Origin of the sequence: Pseudonocardia benzenivorans CB1190, assembly GCF_000196675.2 — a bacterium.
Lineage (GTDB): Bacteria > Actinomycetota > Actinomycetes > Mycobacteriales > Pseudonocardiaceae > Pseudonocardia > Pseudonocardia benzenivorans.
Genome location: NC_015312.1, coordinates 1,634,384 through 1,652,018, shown reverse-complemented (window position 1 = coordinate 1,652,018; position 17,635 = coordinate 1,634,384). Strand labels below are relative to the sequence as shown.

The 17,635-nt window shown below is 74.2% G+C and carries 13 protein-coding genes; 5 read left to right on the top strand and 8 right to left on the bottom strand.

Going from position 1 to position 17,635, the window contains the following annotated elements; all coding sequences use genetic code 11:
- Positions 1 to 63 precede the first annotated feature (63 nt).
- Positions 64 to 5,685, top strand: coding sequence for an ATP-binding protein (locus PSED_RS08000; RefSeq protein WP_013673743.1), 5,622 nt, complete (start codon positions 64 to 66; stop codon positions 5,683 to 5,685).
- 122 nt (positions 5,686 to 5,807) lie between these two features.
- Here PSED_RS08000 and PSED_RS07995 read toward each other — a convergent pair whose 3' ends face one another.
- Both PSED_RS07995 and PSED_RS07990 read right to left on the bottom strand, forming a co-directional pair.
- On the bottom strand, positions 5,808 to 7,037 hold the full coding sequence (locus tag PSED_RS07995) for a glycoside hydrolase family 3 N-terminal domain-containing protein (protein WP_013673742.1): 1,230 nt from the start codon (positions 7,035 to 7,037) through the stop codon (positions 5,808 to 5,810).
- A gap of 64 nt (positions 7,038 to 7,101) precedes the next feature.
- Positions 7,102 to 8,100, bottom strand: coding sequence for a glutathione S-transferase family protein (locus tag PSED_RS07990; RefSeq protein WP_013673741.1), 999 nt, complete (start codon positions 8,098 to 8,100; stop codon positions 7,102 to 7,104).
- 68 nt (positions 8,101 to 8,168) lie between these two features.
- Between PSED_RS07990 and PSED_RS07985 the strand changes: the two genes are divergently transcribed.
- The gene (locus PSED_RS07985) at positions 8,169 to 9,341 is read left to right on the top strand and encodes an acetyl-CoA hydrolase/transferase C-terminal domain-containing protein (RefSeq protein WP_013673740.1); all 1,173 of its coding nucleotides are present in this window, start codon (positions 8,169 to 8,171) and stop codon (positions 9,339 to 9,341) included.
- Between the two features lie 31 nt (positions 9,342 to 9,372).
- Here the strand turns inward: PSED_RS07985 and PSED_RS07980 are convergent, their stop codons facing one another.
- Positions 9,373 to 10,299, bottom strand: coding sequence for an SDR family oxidoreductase (locus PSED_RS07980; protein WP_013673739.1), 927 nt, complete (start codon positions 10,297 to 10,299; stop codon positions 9,373 to 9,375).
- Between the two features lie 98 nt (positions 10,300 to 10,397).
- Here PSED_RS07980 and PSED_RS07975 point away from each other — a divergent pair, with 98 nt between their 5' ends.
- Positions 10,398 to 11,186, top strand: a complete 789-nt coding sequence (locus PSED_RS07975) for a TetR/AcrR family transcriptional regulator (protein WP_013673738.1) — start codon at positions 10,398 to 10,400, stop codon at positions 11,184 to 11,186.
- Here the strand turns inward: PSED_RS07975 and PSED_RS07970 are convergent.
- The 4 genes from PSED_RS07970 to PSED_RS07955 form a co-directional block, all read right to left on the bottom strand.
- Positions 11,156 to 11,653, bottom strand: coding sequence for a GtrA family protein (locus tag PSED_RS07970; RefSeq protein ID WP_013673737.1), 498 nt, complete (start codon positions 11,651 to 11,653; stop codon positions 11,156 to 11,158). The two genes, PSED_RS07975 and PSED_RS07970, sit on opposite strands and share 31 nt — an antisense overlap.
- A 110-nt stretch (positions 11,654 to 11,763) precedes the next feature.
- A complete protein-coding gene (gene pcaG / locus PSED_RS07965) occupies positions 11,764 to 12,357 on the bottom strand; it encodes a protocatechuate 3,4-dioxygenase subunit alpha (RefSeq protein ID WP_013673736.1) in 594 nt (197 codons plus the stop codon).
- A complete protein-coding gene (gene pcaH / locus PSED_RS07960; RefSeq protein WP_013673735.1) occupies positions 12,350 to 13,072 on the bottom strand; it encodes a protocatechuate 3,4-dioxygenase subunit beta in 723 nt (240 codons plus the stop codon). Before pcaH ends, pcaG begins: the two co-directional genes overlap by 8 nt.
- A complete protein-coding gene (locus tag PSED_RS07955) occupies positions 13,069 to 14,250 on the bottom strand; it encodes a 4-hydroxybenzoate 3-monooxygenase (protein ID WP_013673734.1) in 1,182 nt (393 codons plus the stop codon). Before PSED_RS07955 ends, pcaH begins: the two co-directional genes overlap by 4 nt.
- A gap of 69 nt (positions 14,251 to 14,319) precedes the next feature.
- On the opposite strand from PSED_RS07955, the gene PSED_RS07950 reads away from it, so the two are divergent.
- Complete coding sequence (locus tag PSED_RS07950; protein ID WP_013673733.1) at positions 14,320 to 15,072, top strand: IclR family transcriptional regulator; 753 nt, start codon at positions 14,320 to 14,322, stop codon at positions 15,070 to 15,072.
- Between the two features lie 267 nt (positions 15,073 to 15,339).
- On the top strand, positions 15,340 to 16,233 hold the full coding sequence (locus PSED_RS07945; protein ID WP_013673732.1) for a hypothetical protein: 894 nt from the start codon (positions 15,340 to 15,342) through the stop codon (positions 16,231 to 16,233).
- Between the two features lie 97 nt (positions 16,234 to 16,330).
- Here the strand turns inward: PSED_RS07945 and PSED_RS07940 are convergent, their stop codons facing one another.
- The gene (locus PSED_RS07940) at positions 16,331 to 17,629 is read right to left on the bottom strand and encodes a competence/damage-inducible protein A (protein ID WP_013673731.1); all 1,299 of its coding nucleotides are present in this window, start codon (positions 17,627 to 17,629) and stop codon (positions 16,331 to 16,333) included.
- Positions 17,630 to 17,635: the final 6 nt, after the last annotated feature.

Below are 17,635 nucleotides of genomic sequence, written 5' to 3'. Positions count from 1 at the left end.
TCCGTAGGAGCATCACCGTCGACTCGACGAACACACCAGGACGAGCCCGAGGATGATCGCTGCATGAACCCACGGACCAGCCGACCCTTTTCGCGACTGGCCGTCGTGAACCGCGGAGAACCCGCGATGCGACTGATCAACGCCGTCCGTGAGTGGAACGCCGAGGGGCACCCGCAGCTGCACGTGATCGCGGTCCACACCGCGGTGGACGCGCGGGCGATGTTCGTGCGGGAGGCGGACGAGGCCGTCCTCATCGGGCCCGACGACCCCGACCACATGGGGCCGAGCCCGTACCTGGACTACGCCGAGCTGGAGCGGGCGCTGCGCGCCTGCGGTGCCGACGCGGTGTGGCCGGGCTGGGGCTTCGTGTCCGAGCGGGCCGACTTCGTCGCGCTGTGCGAGCGGCTCGGGATCACGTTCGTCGGGCCGTCGTCGCAGGTCATGCACCGGCTGGGCGACAAGATCGAGTCGAAGCTGCTGGCCGCGCAGGTGGGCGTCCCGATGGCCGCGTGGAGCGGCGGCCCGGTGGCCGACGTCGCCGAGGCGCGCCGCCACGCCGAGACGATCGGCTACCCCCTGATGGTCAAGGCCACCGCGGGCGGCGGCGGGCGCGGCATCCGGCTCGTCACGTCACCCGACGAGCTCGACGAGGCCTTCACCCGCGCGTCGTCGGAGGCGTCGAAGACCGCCGGTGACGCGACGGTCTTCCTCGAGCGCGCGATCCGCGGCGGCCGCCACGTCGAGGTGCAGGTCGTCGCCGACGCCACCGGCGACGTGTGGACGCTCGGCGTGCGCGACTGCTCGGTGCAGCGGCGCAACCAGAAGGTCATCGAGGAGTCGGCGTCGACGGCGCTGGACGCCGAGCAGGAACAGCTGCTGCGCACCTCGGCGGCCGAACTGGTGCGCGCGGCCGGCTACGTCAACGCGGGCACCGTCGAGTTCCTCTACGAGCCCAAGGAGCGGCTGCTGTCGTTCCTCGAGGTCAACACCCGGCTGCAGGTCGAGCACTGCGTCACCGAGGCGACGACGGGCGTCGACATCGTCAAGCTGCAGCTGCACGTCGCGGGCGGCGGGACGCTGGCCGAGATCGCCCCGTCGGCCCCGCCCCCGCGGGGGCACGCCATCGAGGCCCGGCTCACCGCCGAGGACCCCGAGCGCGGCTTCGCCCCCGCCCCCGGCCGCATCGAGCACCTCGCCCTGCCCAGCGGGCCGGGCGTGCGCGTCGACACCGGCGTCGCGGCGGGCGACGTCATCCCGTCGCAGTTCGACTCCATGATCGCCAAGGTGATCGCGTGGGGCCGCGACCGCGACGAGGCCCGTGCCCGGCTCTCGCGGGCGGTCCGGCAGACCGCCGCGGTGATCGACGGCGGGACCACGAACAAGGCGTTCCTGCTCGACCTGCTCGACCGGCCCGAGGTCGCCTCCGGCGACCTGGACACGACGTGGCTCGACACGATGATGGCGGGCGGCTACACCCCGCCCCGGCGCCTCGACGTCGCACTGCTGGCGACGGCGGTCGAGGCGCACGACGCGCACGTCGAGCGGCAGCAGCAGCGGCTGTTCCTGTCGGCCGAGCGCGGCCGTCCCGAGGTCGGGCACGAGACCTGGTACCAGGTCGACGTCCGTGCGGGCGGCCAGTCCTACCGGCTGCGGGTGGCCCGGTCGCGACCGCGGCGCTACCGCGTCGAGCTCGACCTGCCCGCCGCGCCGGGGCTGCGCGACACCCAGGCCGTCGACGTCGACGTCGAGCGCTCCGGGCGGTTCGAGCGGCGGCTCACCGTCGCCGGGCACACGTACTCGGTGCTCTCGGTCGCGCAGGGGCCCGACTACCTCGTCGAGGTCGACGGGGCCGTGCACCGCATCTCCGGCGGCGAGGCGGGCCTGGTCCGCGCGCCGGCGCCGGCGATGGTCGTCGCGATCCCGGTGTCGGTGGGCGACGTCGTCGCCGAGGGCGACGTGCTCGCGGTCGTCGAGTCGATGAAGCTGGAGACCGCGCTGCGCGCGCCGGTGTCCGGAACGGTCGCGGAGATCCTGGTCGCCGCGAACACCCAGGTCGAGGGCGGCACGAAGCTCGTGCGGCTGGAGCCCGACGAGTCCGGCGACACCGCGGGCGACGCGGTCGACCGCGTCGACCTCGCCGCGTTCGACGACCGCACGGCGACCGCCGACCCGGCCACCCGCGCCGCCGACGCCCTCGCCGCGCTGCGCGCGCTGGTCCTGGGGTTCGACGTCGACGAGCGGGAGGCCCGGCCGCTGCTGGCCCGGCTGGCCGCCGCCCGCGAGGAGCTGCCGGCGGGCGACCCGCGCACCGTCGCGGGCGAGATCGACGTCCTGCAGATCTTCGCCGACCTCGGGGCGCTGTCGCGCAACCGTCGCGCGGCCGACGGCGAGGCCCCCGACGGCTCGACGATCGACGCCGAGGCGGCCCGCAACCCCCAGGAGTTCCTCTACGCCTACCTGCGTTCGCGCGACGCCGACGCCGAAGGGCTGCCCGAGTCGTTCCGGACCCGCCTGCGCCGCGCGCTGGCGCACTACGGCGTGACCGACCTGGAGCCCTCGCCCGATCTCGGCCCGGCGCTCTACCGGATCTTCCTGGCCCACCGCCGCGCCCGCGCGCAGGCCGCCGTGCTCTCCGAACTGCTGCAGTGGCGGCTGCACCATCCCGACGCGCTGCCCGCCGACGCCCGCGACCGCTACCGGCAGATGCTCGACAACCTCGTCACGGCCACGCAGCTGCGCTTCCCGGTCGTCGGCGACGTCGCGAGGCAGGTGCGCTACCGCTGCTTCGACGCGCCGCGGATCACCGAGGCCCGCCGCGCGGTGCAGGAGGAGGTCGCGCGGCGGCTCGTCACGCTGCCCGCCGAGGGGCCCGAGCGGGCGGCCGCGATCGAGGAGATCGTCGCCGCCGGCGAGCCGATCCTCGAGGTGTTCACCGAGCAGCAGCACGCGGCGATGCTCGAGGTGATGACGCGCCGCTACTACCGGATCCGGCCCGTCGCCCCGGTCGAGGTCGCCCACCACGACGGCCGGCCGCTGCTCACGACGTCCTACACCGCCGGCGGGCACGCGTACACCGTCCTCGCGACGGTCGCCAGCGGCCGCGCCGGCGTCGACGACCCGGGCGCCGACGCACCCGCCGCCGTCTCCACCGACCTGCACCGGATGATCGGCACGCTGCCGCCCGGCAACATCGCGCTCATCGACCTCTACGTCACCTCCGACGACTCCGCGGGCGCCGAACCCGACGCCCGCGCCGAGCGGATCGCGGCGAAGGTCGGGCAGATCCCGGCGGCGGTCGGCCGCGTCGCCGTCGCGGTGCGCCGGGCCGACGGCGACGGCAACGGGACGACGATGTGGTTCACCTTCCGGGCCGGGCCCGACGGCGCCCCCGTCGAGGACCGCACCCTGCGCGGGCTGCACCCGATGGTCGCCGAGCGGCTCGGCGTGTGGCGGCTGTCCGGGTTCGAGCTGACCCGGCTGCCGTCCGCCGTCGACGTGCACCTGTTCCGCGCCCAGGGCCGCACGCTGCCCGAGGACCAGCGGCTCATCGCGTTGGCCGACGTCCGGGCGCTGACCCTCGACCGCGACGAGTCCGGCACGATCAGCGGACTGCCCGAGCTGGAGCGCACCCTCGACGCGTGCCTGGACAGCATGCGGGCGGCACGGGCGGCGGACCCGCGGTCGGCCAAGCTCGACTGGAACCGGGTGCTGCTCTACGTGTGGCCCGTCGTCGACGTGCCGCTGCAGGACCTCGACGCCGTCGTCCGCACGCTCGCGCCGCGTACCGACGGGCTGGGCCTGGAGCAGGTGCTCGTCCAGTTCCGCACGAGCATCCCCGGTGAGGAGGGCACCCGCGAGCTCATGCTGCGCATGTCCCGCCCGCCCGGCGCGGGGCTGACGCTGCGCGTCACCGAGCCGCCGACGCTGCCACTGCGCGAGCTCGACGCCTACACCCAGAAGGTCATCCGGGCGCGCCGGCGCGGCGCCGTCTACCCCTACGAGCTGGTGCCCCTGGTCTCGCGCAACCCGGACCCGGTCGGCTCGCCCGGGCGTTTCGTCGAGTACGATCTCGACGAGTCGGGCACGGCCGTGCCCGTCGACCGCGCCCCGGGCGGCAACACCGCCAACCTGGTCCTCGGCGTCGTCACGACGGCGACCGAGCGCTACCCCGAGGGCATGACGCGCGTCGTCGTCATCGGCGACCCGACGAAGGCCCTCGGCGCGCTGGCCGAGCCCGAGTGCGCCAGGGTCGTCGCCGCGATCGACCTGGCACGCCGGCTCGACGCGCCGGTCGAGTGGTTCGCCGTCTCGGCGGGCGCGAAGATCGCGATGGACTCCGGCGTCGAGAACATGGACTGGATCTCCCGGGCGCTGCGGGCGATCGTCGAGTTCACCCAGGACGGCGGGGAGATCAACGTCGTCGTCACCGGCATCAACGTCGGCGCCCAGCCGTACTGGAACGCCGAGGCCACGATGCTCATGCACACCAAGGGCATCCTCGTCATGACGCCCGACTCCGCCATGGTGCTCACCGGCAAGCAGTCGCTCGACTACTCCGGCGGGGTCTCGGCCGAGGACAACTTCGGCATCGGCGGCTACGACCGGATCATGGGCCCCAACGGGCAGGCGCAGTACTGGGCGCCCGACCTCTCCGGGGCGGTCGACGTGCTGCTCGCCCACTACGCGCACACCTACACCGCGCCGGGCGAGCGGTTCCCGCGCCCGGCGCCCACCTCCGACCCGGTGGACCGCGACATCAGCGACTCCCCGCACGTCGGCGCGGGCTGCGAGTTCACCCGCCTCGGCGAGGTGTTCGCCCCGGCCACCAACCGCGAACGCAAGAAGCCCTTCGACATCCGCTCGCTGCTGCGCGGCGTCGCGGACGCCGACCACCCGACGCTCGAACGCTGGGCCGACATGCACGACGCCGAGTCCGTCGTCGTGCTCGACGCCCACCTCGGCGGGCAGCCCGTCGCGCTGCTGGGGATCGAGTCACGGCCGCTGGCGCGGCGCGGGCTCTCACCCGTCGACGGCCCGTCGCAGTGGACGGCCGGGACGCTGTTCCCGCGGTCGTCGAAGAAGATGGCCCGCGCGATCAACGCCGCCAGCGGCAACCGACCCGTCGTGGTGCTGGCCAACCTGTCGGGCTTCGACGGCTCCCCCGAGTCGCTGCGTGGCCTGCAGCTGGAGTACGGCGCGGAGATCGGGCGGGCCGTCGTCAACTTCGACGGGCCGATCGTGTTCTGCGTCGTGTCGCGCTACCACGGCGGCGCGTTCGTCGTCTTCTCGAAGACGTTGAACGACAACATGGAGGTCGCCGCGATCGAGGGCTCCTACGCCTCGGTGCTCGGCGGCGCCCCCGCGGCCGCCGTGGTCTTCTCCGGCGAGGTCAACCGGCGCACCGCGGCCGACCCGGCCGTCGCCGCACTCGAGGCGGCGCTGGCGGAGGCCGTCGAGACGGGGGTGCAGACGGAGGTGGCGCGGCTGCGCTCGGAGCTGGCGCAGACGCGGGCCCAGGTCCGGTCGGTGCAGCTGGGGCAGGTGGCCGAGGAGTTCGACGCGAAGCACAGCATCGAGCGCGCCCAGCAGGTCGGGTCGGTCGACCGGATCGTCCCGCCCGCGCAGCTGCGCCCCTACCTCGCCGACGCCGTCCAGCGCGGAATGGCGAAGGCCCTGCGCTCGTGACCCGGTGAGTGGCGAGGTCCGGCGGGGTGGGCCTGCCCGCACTGCAGGAACGGCACTTTCCCGCAGTCCAGTTGCGGGAAAGTGCCGTTCCTGCAACGCCGGGGGGCGGGCCGGGCCTCAGCTCAGCCGCAGAGGCCCTTGTTCGCCAGGATGCGGGCGACGGCGCGGTCGTTGGCCTGCGCGGTCAACGTCCCGTCGGCCAGCGCCCGCTGCAGCGCGTCGAGGGTCGGCGTCACCGGCCCGACGTCGGACGACAGCGCCATGTCCGCCCCCGCCGCGAGCGCCTTGACCGTCGCCTGCGGCAGCGCGAACTCCCCGGAGATCGCCTTCATGGCACCGAGGTCGTCGGTGACGACCATCCCGTCGAAGCCGTAGTCGGTGCGCAGCAGGTCGTAGACGGCGGGGGTGAGCGAAGACGGCAGGTCGGTCGTCAGGCCGGGGACGTCGAGGTGCCCGACCATGACCGCGGCCCCCGTGGCGTGCAACGGCTTCCCGGGCCCGACGAGGTTCGCGTAGGGCAGCAGGTCGTCGGTGCGCAGCTGCGCGAGCGGCGGGACGCTCACCCGGCCGAGGTGCGAGTCGCCGGTGGAGTGGCCGTGCCCGGGGAAGTGCTTGAGCACCGCGGTGATCCCGCCGTCGTGCAGCCCCTCGGCGAACGCCTGCGCGTACCGGGTGACGACGGCGGGATCGTTCGAGAACGAGCGGTCGCCGATGACGGCGTTCGCCGGCTGGTCGCTGACGTCGGCGTCCGGGGCGAAGTCCATCGTCACGCCGCGGGCCACGAGCGCCGCCGCCCGCGTCTTGGCGATGGCACGCACCTGGTCGGGCGTCTTCGTCTTCGCCATGACGCGGGCGCTGGGCATCGAGCCGTCGAGCGCGTCGATGCGCTGGACTCGACCGCCCTCGTCGTCGACCGCGACGGCGACCTTCGTCGGTGACGCCGCCTGCACCGCGGCGAGCTTCCCGTTCTGCAGCAGGGCGGTCGGGTTGCCGCCGACGAAGATCCCGCCGACGTGCGAGCTCTTCACGAGCGCGACGGCCGCGGCCGGGTCGGACGGATCGACGCCGACCATGAGCCGTTGTGCCAACCGGTCGCGGGTGGACATCGCGTCGACGAGCCCGGTGCAGCTCGGCGCGGCCGGTTCGGCGGCCGCCGTCGTGGGGGCCGCCGCGGCCGGTGTGCCACCGGGCTGGGCGGCGCCGGTCGCCGGCACGGCCTGCGACGTCAGCGCCGGGCCGCCCGCTCCCGCCGCGACCCCGATGCCACCGAGCAGGGCACCGCCGACGAGTCCGACGAGGATCGGGACGACGGCACGCGTACGGCGGGGGCGGAGCGTTCGGCGCGGGGACATCACCTCGATGGTCCCAGGCGCCGCGGCCGTGGGGCATCCGGCCCACTCCCGTGGGCGTGTCCGGTCACGACAGCGGCGGGACCCGCTCCCCCTCCCGGACGGGGCCCGGCGGGGTCCCGTCGCCGAAGGGGCGCCCGCCCAGCTGTTCCCGGTCGTGCGGGTCGAGCCAGTTGCGCAGGTCGGGCCCCAGCGGCACGACGCCCGACGGGTTCACCTGGTGGTGCACGCCGTAGTAGTGCTGCTTGATCTGGGCGAAGTCGATCGTGTCGCCGAAGCCGGGCGTCTGGAACAGGTCGCGGGCGTAGGCCCACAGCACCGGCATCTCGGAGAGTTTCGACCGGTTGCACTTGAAGTGGCCGTGGTAGACGGCGTCGAACCGCGCGAGCGTCACCCACAGTCGCACGTCGGCCTCGGTGATGGTGTCGCCCATCAGGTAGCGACGGGTCGCGAGCCGGTCGGCCAGCAGGTCCAGCCGTCGGAACAGCGCGGTGTAGGCCTTGTCGTAGGCCTCCTGGCTGGTGGCGAACCCGCACTTGTAGACGCCGTTGTTGACGTCGTGGAACACGCCCTCGTTGATCTCGTCGATCTCGGCGCGCAGGGCCTCGGGGTAGAGGTCGGGGGCGCCGTCACGGTGGAACGCCGTCCACTGGGTGGAGAAGTCGAGCGTCATGTTCGCGTAGTCGTTGCTGACGACCTTGCCGCTCGCGATCTCCACCATCGCCGGCACCGTGACGCCCGCGGAGTAGTCGGGGTCGGCGGCGCGGTAGGCCTCGCCGAGGTACTCGATGCCCAGCACCGGGTCCTTGTCGCCGGGGTCGTTGTGGAACCGCCAGCTGCGCTCGTCGTGCAGCGGCCCGGCGATCCCCAGCGAGAACGCGTCCTCCAGGCCGAGGAGCCTGCGCACGATCACCGTCCGGTTCGCCCACGGGCACGCCCGCGCGACGACGAGCCGGTAGCGGCCGGCCTCCACGGGCCACGGCGACGAACCGTCCGCGGTGATTCTCTCCTGCACGCCCAGCGGTGCCCGGACGAACGCGCCCTGCTCCGCCTGATCGGTGGTCATGCCCCGAATCTAGGCCGGTGATCCGGACCACGCCGGTCCGAGCGCGCGGCTGTGGTCGAATCGGCGACGTGCCCGTCACCCTCACCGAACTCGTCCGTCCCGGCATGCGCGTCGGGCTCGCCGACGGCTGCAGCTCACCGCGCCCGCTGCACGCCGAGCTGTCGCGGGCCGCCGCGGCGGTCGGCGACGTGTCGCTGCTGCTGGGCTGGCTGCCGGCGCCCGCGCCCGAGCTCGACCCGGCCGCCTTCGCCGACGCCGTGACCGTCGCGGGCGGGCCGACGCTGCGGCCGTGGATCGACTCCGGCGTCGTCCGGTTCGTGCCGAGCCGGCTCTCGGCGGTGCCGTCGCTCGTCTCGGGCGTGCTGCGTCCCGACCTGCTGGTCGCGACGCTGGTGCGCGACCCCGACGGCTACCGGATGGCCGGTGACGCGGGCTGGGCGCGGCGGCTGGTCGAGGCGGGGGTGCCCGTCGCGGCGCTGGTCTCGCACACGGCCCCGCACGCCGACAGCGGGCCCCCGCTGCCCGACGCCGCGATCACCGTCGTCGCGGAGTCCGACGACCCGGCCGCCGGTCCCGCCGAGGTCTCGACGCCCGACCCCACCCCCGACGACGTCGCCATCGCCGAGCACGTCGCGGCACTGGTGCCCGAGGGCGCCCGCGTCCAGGTCGGACCGGGCCGGCTGGCCGCGGCGATGGTGTCGGCGCTGCGCGCGCCCGTCCGGATCGACTCCGGCCTGCTGCCCGAACCCGTCGTCGACCTCGACGCCAAGGGGCTGCTGCTCGACGATCCGGTGTGCGCCTACCTGATCGGCTCGCGGCGGCTCTACGACTGGGCCGACGGCCGTCGGCTGCTGCACCCCGTGGAGGTCACCCACGACGTCGGGCGGCTGTCGGCGGCCGACCTCCCGCCGCTGGTGGCGCTCAACGCGGCGCTGGAGATCGACGTCGACGGCCAGGTCAACGTCGAGGGCATCGGCGCGCGCACGACCGGACTGATCGGCGGGCATCCCGACTTCGCCGCGGCCGGTGCGCGCTGCGTCGGCGGCCTCTCGGTCATCGCGCTGGCCAGCCGCCACCGCGACCGTCCGACGCTGGTCTCCCGGCTGTCCCGGCCCGTCACGACGGCCTCGCACGACGTCGAGGTCGTCGTCACCGAACGGGGTGTCGCCGACCTGCGCGGGCTGGACCGGCCCGCCCGTCGCGCCGCCCTCGTCGAGCTGTGGGGCTGCGACCCGCTGTGAGCGCGCCACGGGCCACGGCCGCCGACGCCACTCACGAGGGCGCGGCGACGGGCAGGGTCACGCCCGTGAGCCGCTCGGCCTCGGCCCACAGCCGGGACGCGACGGCGAGGTCGCGCCCGTGCCGCGGCAGCCGGGCCGGGGCGGTCTCCCCGACGAGTCCGAAGGCACCGTCGGGACCCCAGTAGCCGCCGTTTCGCGCACCCGGATCGGCGATCGCGTACAGCAGCGGCTCGGCCCCGACGACGACGTCCTGCGACGGCACGAACGGCGGCACGCCGGCCATCGGCGAGGTGCGGCCGCCCCCGAGCGTCGGACCGGCCGTCTGCAGGTTCGTGCGGGTGAAGCCCGGGTGCGCGCAGGTGCTGCGCAGGTCCCAGCCGCGGCGGCGGGCGATGTCGGCGAGCTGCTGGGCCATGAGCATGTCGGCGAGCTTGGACTGCGCGTAGGACCGCATCGGGCTCCACCTGCGCCGGGTCCACTGCAGGTCGTCGAACCGGATGCGGCCGAGCCAGGCGGCGCTGCTGCTCATCGTCGCGACGCGGGGCGCGTCGGCCCGCAGCAGCAGCGGGAGCAGCCGCACGGTCAGGGCGAAGGGGCCGAGGAAGTTGCTGCCGAACTGCAGCTCGAACCCGTCGGCGGTGGTGAACCGCCGCGGCGGGGCCATCACCCCGGCGTTGTTGACCAGGACGTGCAGCGGCTCGCCGTCGTCGACGAGCCCCTGGGCGAACTCCGCGACCGAGGCCAGGTCGGCGAGGTCGAGCCTGCGGACCTCGAGCTCGGCGCCGGGGCGTCCGCGCAGGATGTCGGCGCGCGCGGCCTCGCCCTTGTCGGTGTTGCGCACGGCCATGACGACGCGGGCGCCCGCGGCCGCGAGCCGGGCGGTGGCCTCGCGGCCGGTCCCGCTGTTGGCCCCGGTGACGACGATGCGCCTGCCGCGCTGGTCGGGGACGGCGTACATGGGCGACCTCTTTTCAGACCGTCGGTCTCTTAGTCCGTCCGACGTTAACGGACCGCCGGTCCGAAAACAAGGCACCGTCGGTCTGTAATCTGTGACGCATGACGTTCCAGCGGGCCCGCAGCCCGGAGCAGCGCGCGGAGCGCAGGCGGTCGATCCTCGACACCGCCTCGGTGATGCTCGCCGAGATGCCGGTCGCGGACGTGACGCTCAACGAGCTGGCCCGCCGCGTCGGGCTCGCGAAGTCGAACGTGTTGCGCTACTTCGACTCCCGCGAGGCCGTCCTGCTCGAGCTGCTGCACGCCGCCCTGCAGGAGTGGCTCGACGCGCTGCGCTCGGACCTGCCCGCCGCCGTCGACTCGACCGGCCCCGCCGAGCGCGCCGAGCAGCTCGCGACGGCGCTGGGCGCGTCGCTGCGGGGACGACCGGTCCTGTGCGACCTCCTCGCGGCCCAGGCGTCGGTGCTGGAGCACAACGTCTCCCCCGACGTCGCGGCCCGGTTCAAGCGCACGTCGCTCGGTGACCTCGGCACGCTGGCCGACGTCGTGGCGGGCGTGCTACCCGAGCTGGGCGAGGACGCGGTCGCGTTCGCCGCGGCCGCGCTGATGGCGGCGGGCGCCGTCTGGTCGCACAGCTGCCCGTCGCAGGCCATGCGTGCGGCGTACGAGGCCGACCCGTCGCTCGCGGTGCTGGCCCTGCCGCTCGACGAGACGCTGCGGACGCTCTTCGCGGTCCTGCTGGCGGGCCTGCTCGACCGGCGCGCGCGGGGCCTGCCTGCGGGCGTCCCCGAGCCGTGGCACGTCGTCCGGGCGCACGATTCCACCCACCGGCACGACTCCGCCCACCGGCACGACGGCACTCACCGGCGCAACGGCACGAAGACCCAGTAGCGCATCGCGAGGAAGCGCAGCAGCCCACCGAGCACGCTCGCGGCGGCCACCGCGGCCGCCTCCTCCCACGCGGCCGCGGCGGGATCGACCCAGTCGAGCAGGAGCAGCACGCCGGAGCTGTAGAACGCGTAGAAGACGACGGTGCACACGTCCTGCACCGACGCCCGCCACCGTGGCGCGACCACCCCGTCGAAGGTGAACCGCCGGTTCATCTCGGTGGTGAGCGCGGTGCTCACCAGCAGCGCGACGATGTTGGCGGGCACCGGCGGCAGCCAGGTCCGCATTGCGAGGTAGAACAGGGCGTTGAGCCCGGTCCCGGTGGCACCGACGACGGCGAAGCGCACCAGCCGGCGCAGCTCCGGGTGCCGCTCACGCAGCCCGTCGAGGCGCCGCAGCGCGGCCGGCGACGGCGTCGGCGGGTGCAGGCGCAGCCCGCGCCTGCCCTGCTCGACCGCACCGTTCGCCATGCCGCGCCCCCCACCACCGTCACACCGGGCTCCGTCCTTGATCCCAGTGTTCCCGCTCGGGATGGATCTGCGCTCGCGACGAGCTGTGGATCGCCTGTGAGAAGCGCCGCTCAGACCTGGAAGAACACGGTCTCGTCGTTGCCGCGCAACGTGATGTCGAAACGCAGCTCTGCCGGCGCCGTCGCCGTTGCGACGAGGGTCGCACGCCGGTCGGCCGGGACGGTGGCCAGCACCGGGTCGGCCGCGTTCGCGGCCTCCTCGTCCGGGAAGTAGATCCGGGTGACGACGCGGTCGAGCAGGCCGCGCGCGAACACGCTGACGTCGACGTGCGGGGCCTGCCCGTCGACCGCGCCGGGCTTGAGGGTCCGGATCTCCCAGTGCCCGTCGCCGTCGGTCGGGCAGCGGCCGAACCCGCGGAAGGTGCTGCGCTCCGCCGAGTCCGGGTGGTCGAAGTTGCCCTCGGGGTCGGCCTGCCAGGTCTCGACGAGCGCGTCCGGCACGACCTCGCCCGCCCCGTCGCGCACGACGCCCCCGATCCGGATCGCACCGTCGGTCCCCTCGGCCACGACGTCGCCGCCGTCGGGCCAGGGCAGGCCCAGGCTCAGGAACGGCCCGACGGTCTGCGACGGGGTCAGGCCGAGCGGACGGCGCCCGGACACGGACTGCTCGGACACGGGCTGCCCGGACACGGACTGCTCAGTCATCGTGCGGCTCCTCGAACGGGGTCTGCTCGCGGCCGCGCAGGACGATGTCCCACCGGAAGGCCAGCGCCCACTCGGCACGGGTCGCGTCGAGGTCGAAACGCGAGATCATCCGCTCGCGCGCCTTCGGGTCGGGCACCGAGTTGAAGATCGGGTCCTGGTCGAACAGCGGGTCGTCCGGGAAGTACATCTGCGTGACGAGGCGCTGCGTGAAGGCCGTCCCGAACAGCGAGAAGTGGATGTGCGCGGGACGCCAGGCGTTGTGGTGGTTGCCCCACGGGTAGGCGCCGGGTCGGATCGTCGTGAACGAGTAGTTGCCCGACGAGTCCGTCACGACCCGGCCGCCGCCGGTGAAGTTGGGGTCCAGCGGCGCGGGCCAGTTGTCCCGGGCGTGGGCGTAGCGGCCCGCCGCGTTGGCCTGCCACACCTCGACGAGGGTGTCGGGCACCGGGCGGCCGTCGGAGTCGAGGACCCGGCCGGAGACGATGATCCGCTGGCCGATGGGTTCGCCCGCGTGCTGGGCCGTCAGATCGTGGTCCGACGGCCCGATCCGCTCGGCCCCCAGCAGCGGCCCGGTGACCTCGGTGAGCCGGTGCGGCAGCACGATCGGCGGCTGCGACGGCGCGCGCAGCCCGGTGCTGCGGTACGCGGCGTAGTCCAGCGGCGGGTGGGTGCCGTCGGGCGGCGGGGTGAACGGCGCGGGGCGGGCTCGGGTCACGCGATACCTCCGTGCGGCAGTCCGGTGTAGTTCTCCGCCAGGCTCGTCGCCGCGGCGCGCGACGAGACGGTGTAGCGCAGCTGCGACAGCTGCAGGGCGCGGCCGAACGCGTCGCCGCGTTCGGTGCCGGGGTCGAAGCGGTGCAGCATCTCGGTCATGTACGACGAGAAGTGCTCCGCGCGCCACACCCGGCGCAGGCAGGTGGCCGAGTACTCGTCGAGGCCGCGGTCGGAACCGCGGTGGAAGAAGTGCTCGAGGGCGTCGGCGAGGACCGCCACGTCGGCGACGGCCAGGTTCATGCCCTTGGCGCCGGTCGGCGGGACGATGTGCGCGGCGTCGCCCGCGAGGAAGAGCCTGCCGTGCCGCATCGGCTCGGCCACCATGCTGCGCATCCCGGTGATCGACGGCTTCTCCAGGAACGGCCCCTCGTTGAGCGCCATCCCGCCGAGCCGGGTACCCAGCTCGTCCCAGATCCGTGCGTCCGACCACGCCGCGACGTCCTCGTCGGCCGGGACCTGCAGGTAGAGCCGCGTCACCTGCGGGCTGCGCATCGAGTAGAGCGCGAACCCGCGGTCGGCGGCGGCGTAGACGAGCTCCTCGTGCGTGGGCGCGGCCTCGGCGAGGACCCCGAGCCAGCCGAATGGGTAGGCCCGCTCGACGACGGTCGGCGCGAACGCCTGCCGGCTGGGGCCGTGGAAGCCGTCGCAGCCGGCGACGACGTCGCACTCGATCTCGCGGGTGATCCCGGCGACGTCGGTGAAGGAGACCGAGGGGCGGTCCGTCGTCAGCCCGTGCAGGGCGACGTCCGCGGCCTCGAACTCGATCGTCCCGCCGTCGCGCAGCCGCGCGGCGATGAGGTCCTTGACGACCTCCTGCTGCCCGTAGACGACGATGCCGCGCCCGACGAGGTCGGCGAAGTCGATGTGGTGCAGGGTGTCGTCGAACAGCAGCGAGATGCCCTCGTGCGGCATGCCGTGGGCGTCCATGCGAGCGCCCACGCCCTCGGCGCGCAGCAGCTCGACGGTCGGGTGCTCGAGGACACCTGCCCGGACCCGGTGCTCGACGTAGGAGCGGCTGCGCGCCTCGACGACGACCGAGTCGACGCCGCGCCGGGCCAGCAGGTGCGAGAGCAGCAATCCCGCAGGCCCGGCGCCGACGATCGCGACCTGGGTGCGCATGAGGGGCAGCGTCGCCGGTCGGCGCCCCCGGACTCGACCCGACTTCCGCCCACCGGAAGGATGGCCGGTATGTCGACGGTGACCGCGCGGGTGCTCGACCTCCTCGCCGCGTTCTCCGCCGACCGCCCGCGGCTCACGCTCACCGAGCTCGCGACGCGGGCGGGGCTCCCGCTGAGCACCGCGCACCGGCTCGTCGGCGAGCTGACCGCGTGGGGCGCGCTCGAACGCGGGGACGACGGCCGCTACCACGTGGGACTGCGGCTGTGGGAGGTCGGCGCCCTGGCGCCGCGCTCACTGGGCCTGCGCGAGACCGCCATGCCGTTCCTGGAGGACCTCTACGAGGTGACGCGACAGAACGTCCAGCTCGCGGTGCTCGACGGCACCGAGGTCGTCTACGTCGAACGCCTGGCGGGCCGTGCCTCGGTGCACGTCCTCACCCGTGTCGGGCTGCGGCTGCCGTTGCACGCCACCGGCGTCGGGCTGGTCCTGCTCGCACACGCCGACCCGGAGCTGCGTGAACGGGTGCTGGCCGGGCCGCTGCGCCGCTACACGGAGAAGACCGTCTGCGACCCCGAGGAGCTGCGCCACATGCTCGCCGACGTCCGCACCACCGGCGTCGCCATCAGCGACCGGCAGATCGAGCTGATCTCGCTGTCGGTCGCCGCGCCCGTGTCCGGTCCGGACGGGAAGGTCGTCGCCGCGCTGTCGGTCGTCGTCCCGGCAGAGGGCACGAACCCGCACTCGTACGTCCCGGTCGTGCGCGCGACCGCGCGGGCGATCTCTCGCGCCCTGGCGGAGAACGACGTGACCGTGGGTAAGTAAGCACACGATCGAGAGTCACACTGTGTGCCGACATTGGGCATTTATGTCCGATTCTCTCGTGAGATCAGTGACCTGGACCACATCTCAGAATCGTTCGTAACCCCATCGTGTGGGTCTCGTTGGAGTGATCGACACGGTGGTCGACTCGCCACCGTCCGTAACCCCCGCCGGAGGAACCCGACCCGACACCGGACTCCCCCGTTCGTCCACAGTGGACGACGGTCGGATGCCGGGCCGGCCCGGTGACGCACACGAGGAGAACGTCCGATGCAGCTCAGCACCACCGCCCGCCGCGCCGTCGCCGGGGCAGCCCTGGCCCTGCCGATCGTCGTCGCGGTCCCGGGTGTCGCGTTCGCGGGTGACGACGACAACTACGGGGGCCCGGGCGGTCACGGCCACCACCACGGCGGCAACGGCGGCGACTGCGGCGACCAGACCGCGGTCCAGGGCGGCAGCCTCGTCGACGTCGTCGCGGGCGTGAACCCGGCGGCCAACGTCGGCAACATCCTCAACCTGTTCGGGGCCCAGGCGCAGAACGCCCAGGCCGGCAGCAACACCAACGGCGGCATCCAGCAGGCCGGCTGCGGCACCGGCGGCCAGCACGCGTTCCAGGCGGGGGACCTCGTCGGGGCCGTGCTCGGCGTCGACCCGGCCGCGAACGTCGGCAACATCGGCAACGTCGGCGGCACGCAGCTGCAGAACGCGCAGGCCGGCAGCAACACCAACGGCGGCATCCAGCAGGCCGGTGGCGACGAGCGCGGGCGGCACGAGAGCGGCCGGCACCACCGTGGCGGCGGCGACCAGGTCGCGGCCCAGGGCCCGAGCCTCATCGGCATCACCGCGGGCGTCGCCCCTGCCCTCAACGTCGGCAACATCGGCAACATCGGCGGCACGCAGGTCCAGAACGCCCAGACCGCGAGCAACACCAACTCCGGCGTCCAGCAGTCCGGTGGCGACGAGCGCGGGCGCCACGAGAGCGGCCGCCACCACCGCGGCGGCGACGCCGACCAGGTCGCGGCCCAGGGCCCGAGCCTCATCGGCGTCACCGCGGGGGTCGCGCCGGCGCTCAACGTCGGCAACATCCTCAACCTGTTCGGCACGCAGGCCCAGAACGCCCAGACCGCGAGCGAGACCAACTCCGGGGTGCAGCAGGCGCACTGATCCCACCCCACCACGGCGCGTCGGCGGGGGCCGCCGCCCGTCCACCGGACCCGGTCCACCTTCGGGGTGGGCCGGGTCCGGCCGTGTCAGGCCCTGGTCAGGCGGTGCCGCCGCGCGGGGCCACCGCGCGCAGCAGCAGGTGCATCGCCGTGTCGACCGACCGCTCCCGGATGTCGGCCCGCGACCCCCGCAGACGTGGATCGCGGGCGATGACGACGCCGTCGGCCGTCGTCACGCAGAAGCAGACGTAGCCGACCGGCTTGGCCTCGGTGCCGCCGCCGGGGCCCGCGACACCGGTGATCCCCACCCCGACATCGGCGCCGAACCGCCGGCGGGCACCGTCGGCAAGCGCCCTGGCGACCTCGGGCGACACCGCCCCGTGCGTCTCGATCATGTCGGCGGGCACGTCGAGCAGCGCCGTCTTCGCCTCGTTCGAGTACGCGACGACGCCACCGGCCACGTAGGCCGACGACCCGGCCCGGTCGACGAGCCTGCCCGCGAGCAGGCCACCCGTGCAGGACTCCCCCGTCGCGACGGTCAGCCCACGCTCCAGCAGGGCCTGCGCGAGCAGCTCGTCGACCGTGGCGCCGACGTCGGAGACCAGGCGGCCGGCGTGCCGCGCGACGATCTCCCGGGCCACCTCCTCGGCGACCGCCTCCGCCCCGGGCCGCGGTCGCAGGTCGACCTCCAGCTCCGAGTGCCGCAGGCACGTCCCGATCTCGACGCCCGACACGTCGGTCGACGCCTCGATCTCGCGCAGCGTCGCCGCGATCTCCGACTCCGGCAGCCCGAAGAAGCGCAGCAGGCGAGGGTGGGCCGGTGGCACGGTCGCCAGCAGGGCCGCAAACGCCGGCGCCTCCAGCGCGCTGGGCCACATGCCCTGCAGCTCGCGCGGCGGCCCCGGCAGCACGACGACCAGTGGCCCACCCGGCCGGTCGACGACCAGCCCCGGCGCGGTCCCCACCGGCGGCAGCGGCGTCGAGCCCTGCGGGATCGTCGCCTGCTTGCGGGTGGCCTCGTCGAGGGCGGGGCCGGCGAACCCGGCGCGGGCGCCCCAGTCGGCGAGGATGACGTCGATCTGCGCACGCACGTCCTCGTCGACGACCATGTCCAGGCCCGCGAACCCGGCCACGACCTCGGCCGTCAGGTCGTCGGCCGTCGGGCCGAGCCCGCCGCTGGTGACGATCAGCGCCACGCCCGCGCCGGCGAGGAAGTCGAGCGCCCGGACCAGGTCCTCGGGGCGGTCGCCCGCCGACACGACGTGCGCGACCTCGAAGCCCAGGTCGGCGAGCCTGCGCGCGAGCCACGGACCGTTGGCGTCGCTGATCGCGCCCGTCAGCAGCTCGCTGCCCGTCACGACGATGCCGGCACGCGGCCGGTCGGGACCTTCACCCATGAGTTG

What these genes read in the sequence shown, in the direction of transcription:
- PSED_RS08000 (WP_013673743.1), top strand. Translation starts at nt 64, where the DNA reads ATGAACCCACGGACCAGCCGACCCTTTTCGCGACTGGCCGTCGTGAAC.
- PSED_RS07990 (WP_013673741.1), bottom strand. Translation starts at nt 8,100, where the DNA reads ATGACCACCGATCAGGCGGAGCAGGGCGCGTTCGTCCGGGCACCGCTG.
- PSED_RS07975 (WP_013673738.1), top strand. Translation starts at nt 10,398, where the DNA reads ATGACGTTCCAGCGGGCCCGCAGCCCGGAGCAGCGCGCGGAGCGCAGG.
- PSED_RS07945 (WP_013673732.1), top strand. Translation starts at nt 15,340, where the DNA reads ATGCAGCTCAGCACCACCGCCCGCCGCGCCGTCGCCGGGGCAGCCCTG.
- PSED_RS07950 (WP_013673733.1), top strand. Translation starts at nt 14,320, where the DNA reads ATGTCGACGGTGACCGCGCGGGTGCTCGACCTCCTCGCCGCGTTCTCC.
- PSED_RS07970 (WP_013673737.1), bottom strand. Translation starts at nt 11,653, where the DNA reads ATGGCGAACGGTGCGGTCGAGCAGGGCAGGCGCGGGCTGCGCCTGCAC.
- PSED_RS07995 (WP_013673742.1), bottom strand. Translation starts at nt 7,037, where the DNA reads ATGTCCCCGCGCCGAACGCTCCGCCCCCGCCGTACGCGTGCCGTCGTC.
- PSED_RS07940 (WP_013673731.1), bottom strand. Translation starts at nt 17,629, where the DNA reads ATGGGTGAAGGTCCCGACCGGCCGCGTGCCGGCATCGTCGTGACGGGC.
- PSED_RS07955 (WP_013673734.1), bottom strand. Translation starts at nt 14,250, where the DNA reads ATGCGCACCCAGGTCGCGATCGTCGGCGCCGGGCCTGCGGGATTGCTG.
- pcaG (WP_013673736.1), bottom strand. Translation starts at nt 12,357, where the DNA reads ATGACTGAGCAGTCCGTGTCCGGGCAGCCCGTGTCCGAGCAGTCCGTG.
- PSED_RS07980 (WP_013673739.1), bottom strand. Translation starts at nt 10,299, where the DNA reads ATGTACGCCGTCCCCGACCAGCGCGGCAGGCGCATCGTCGTCACCGGG.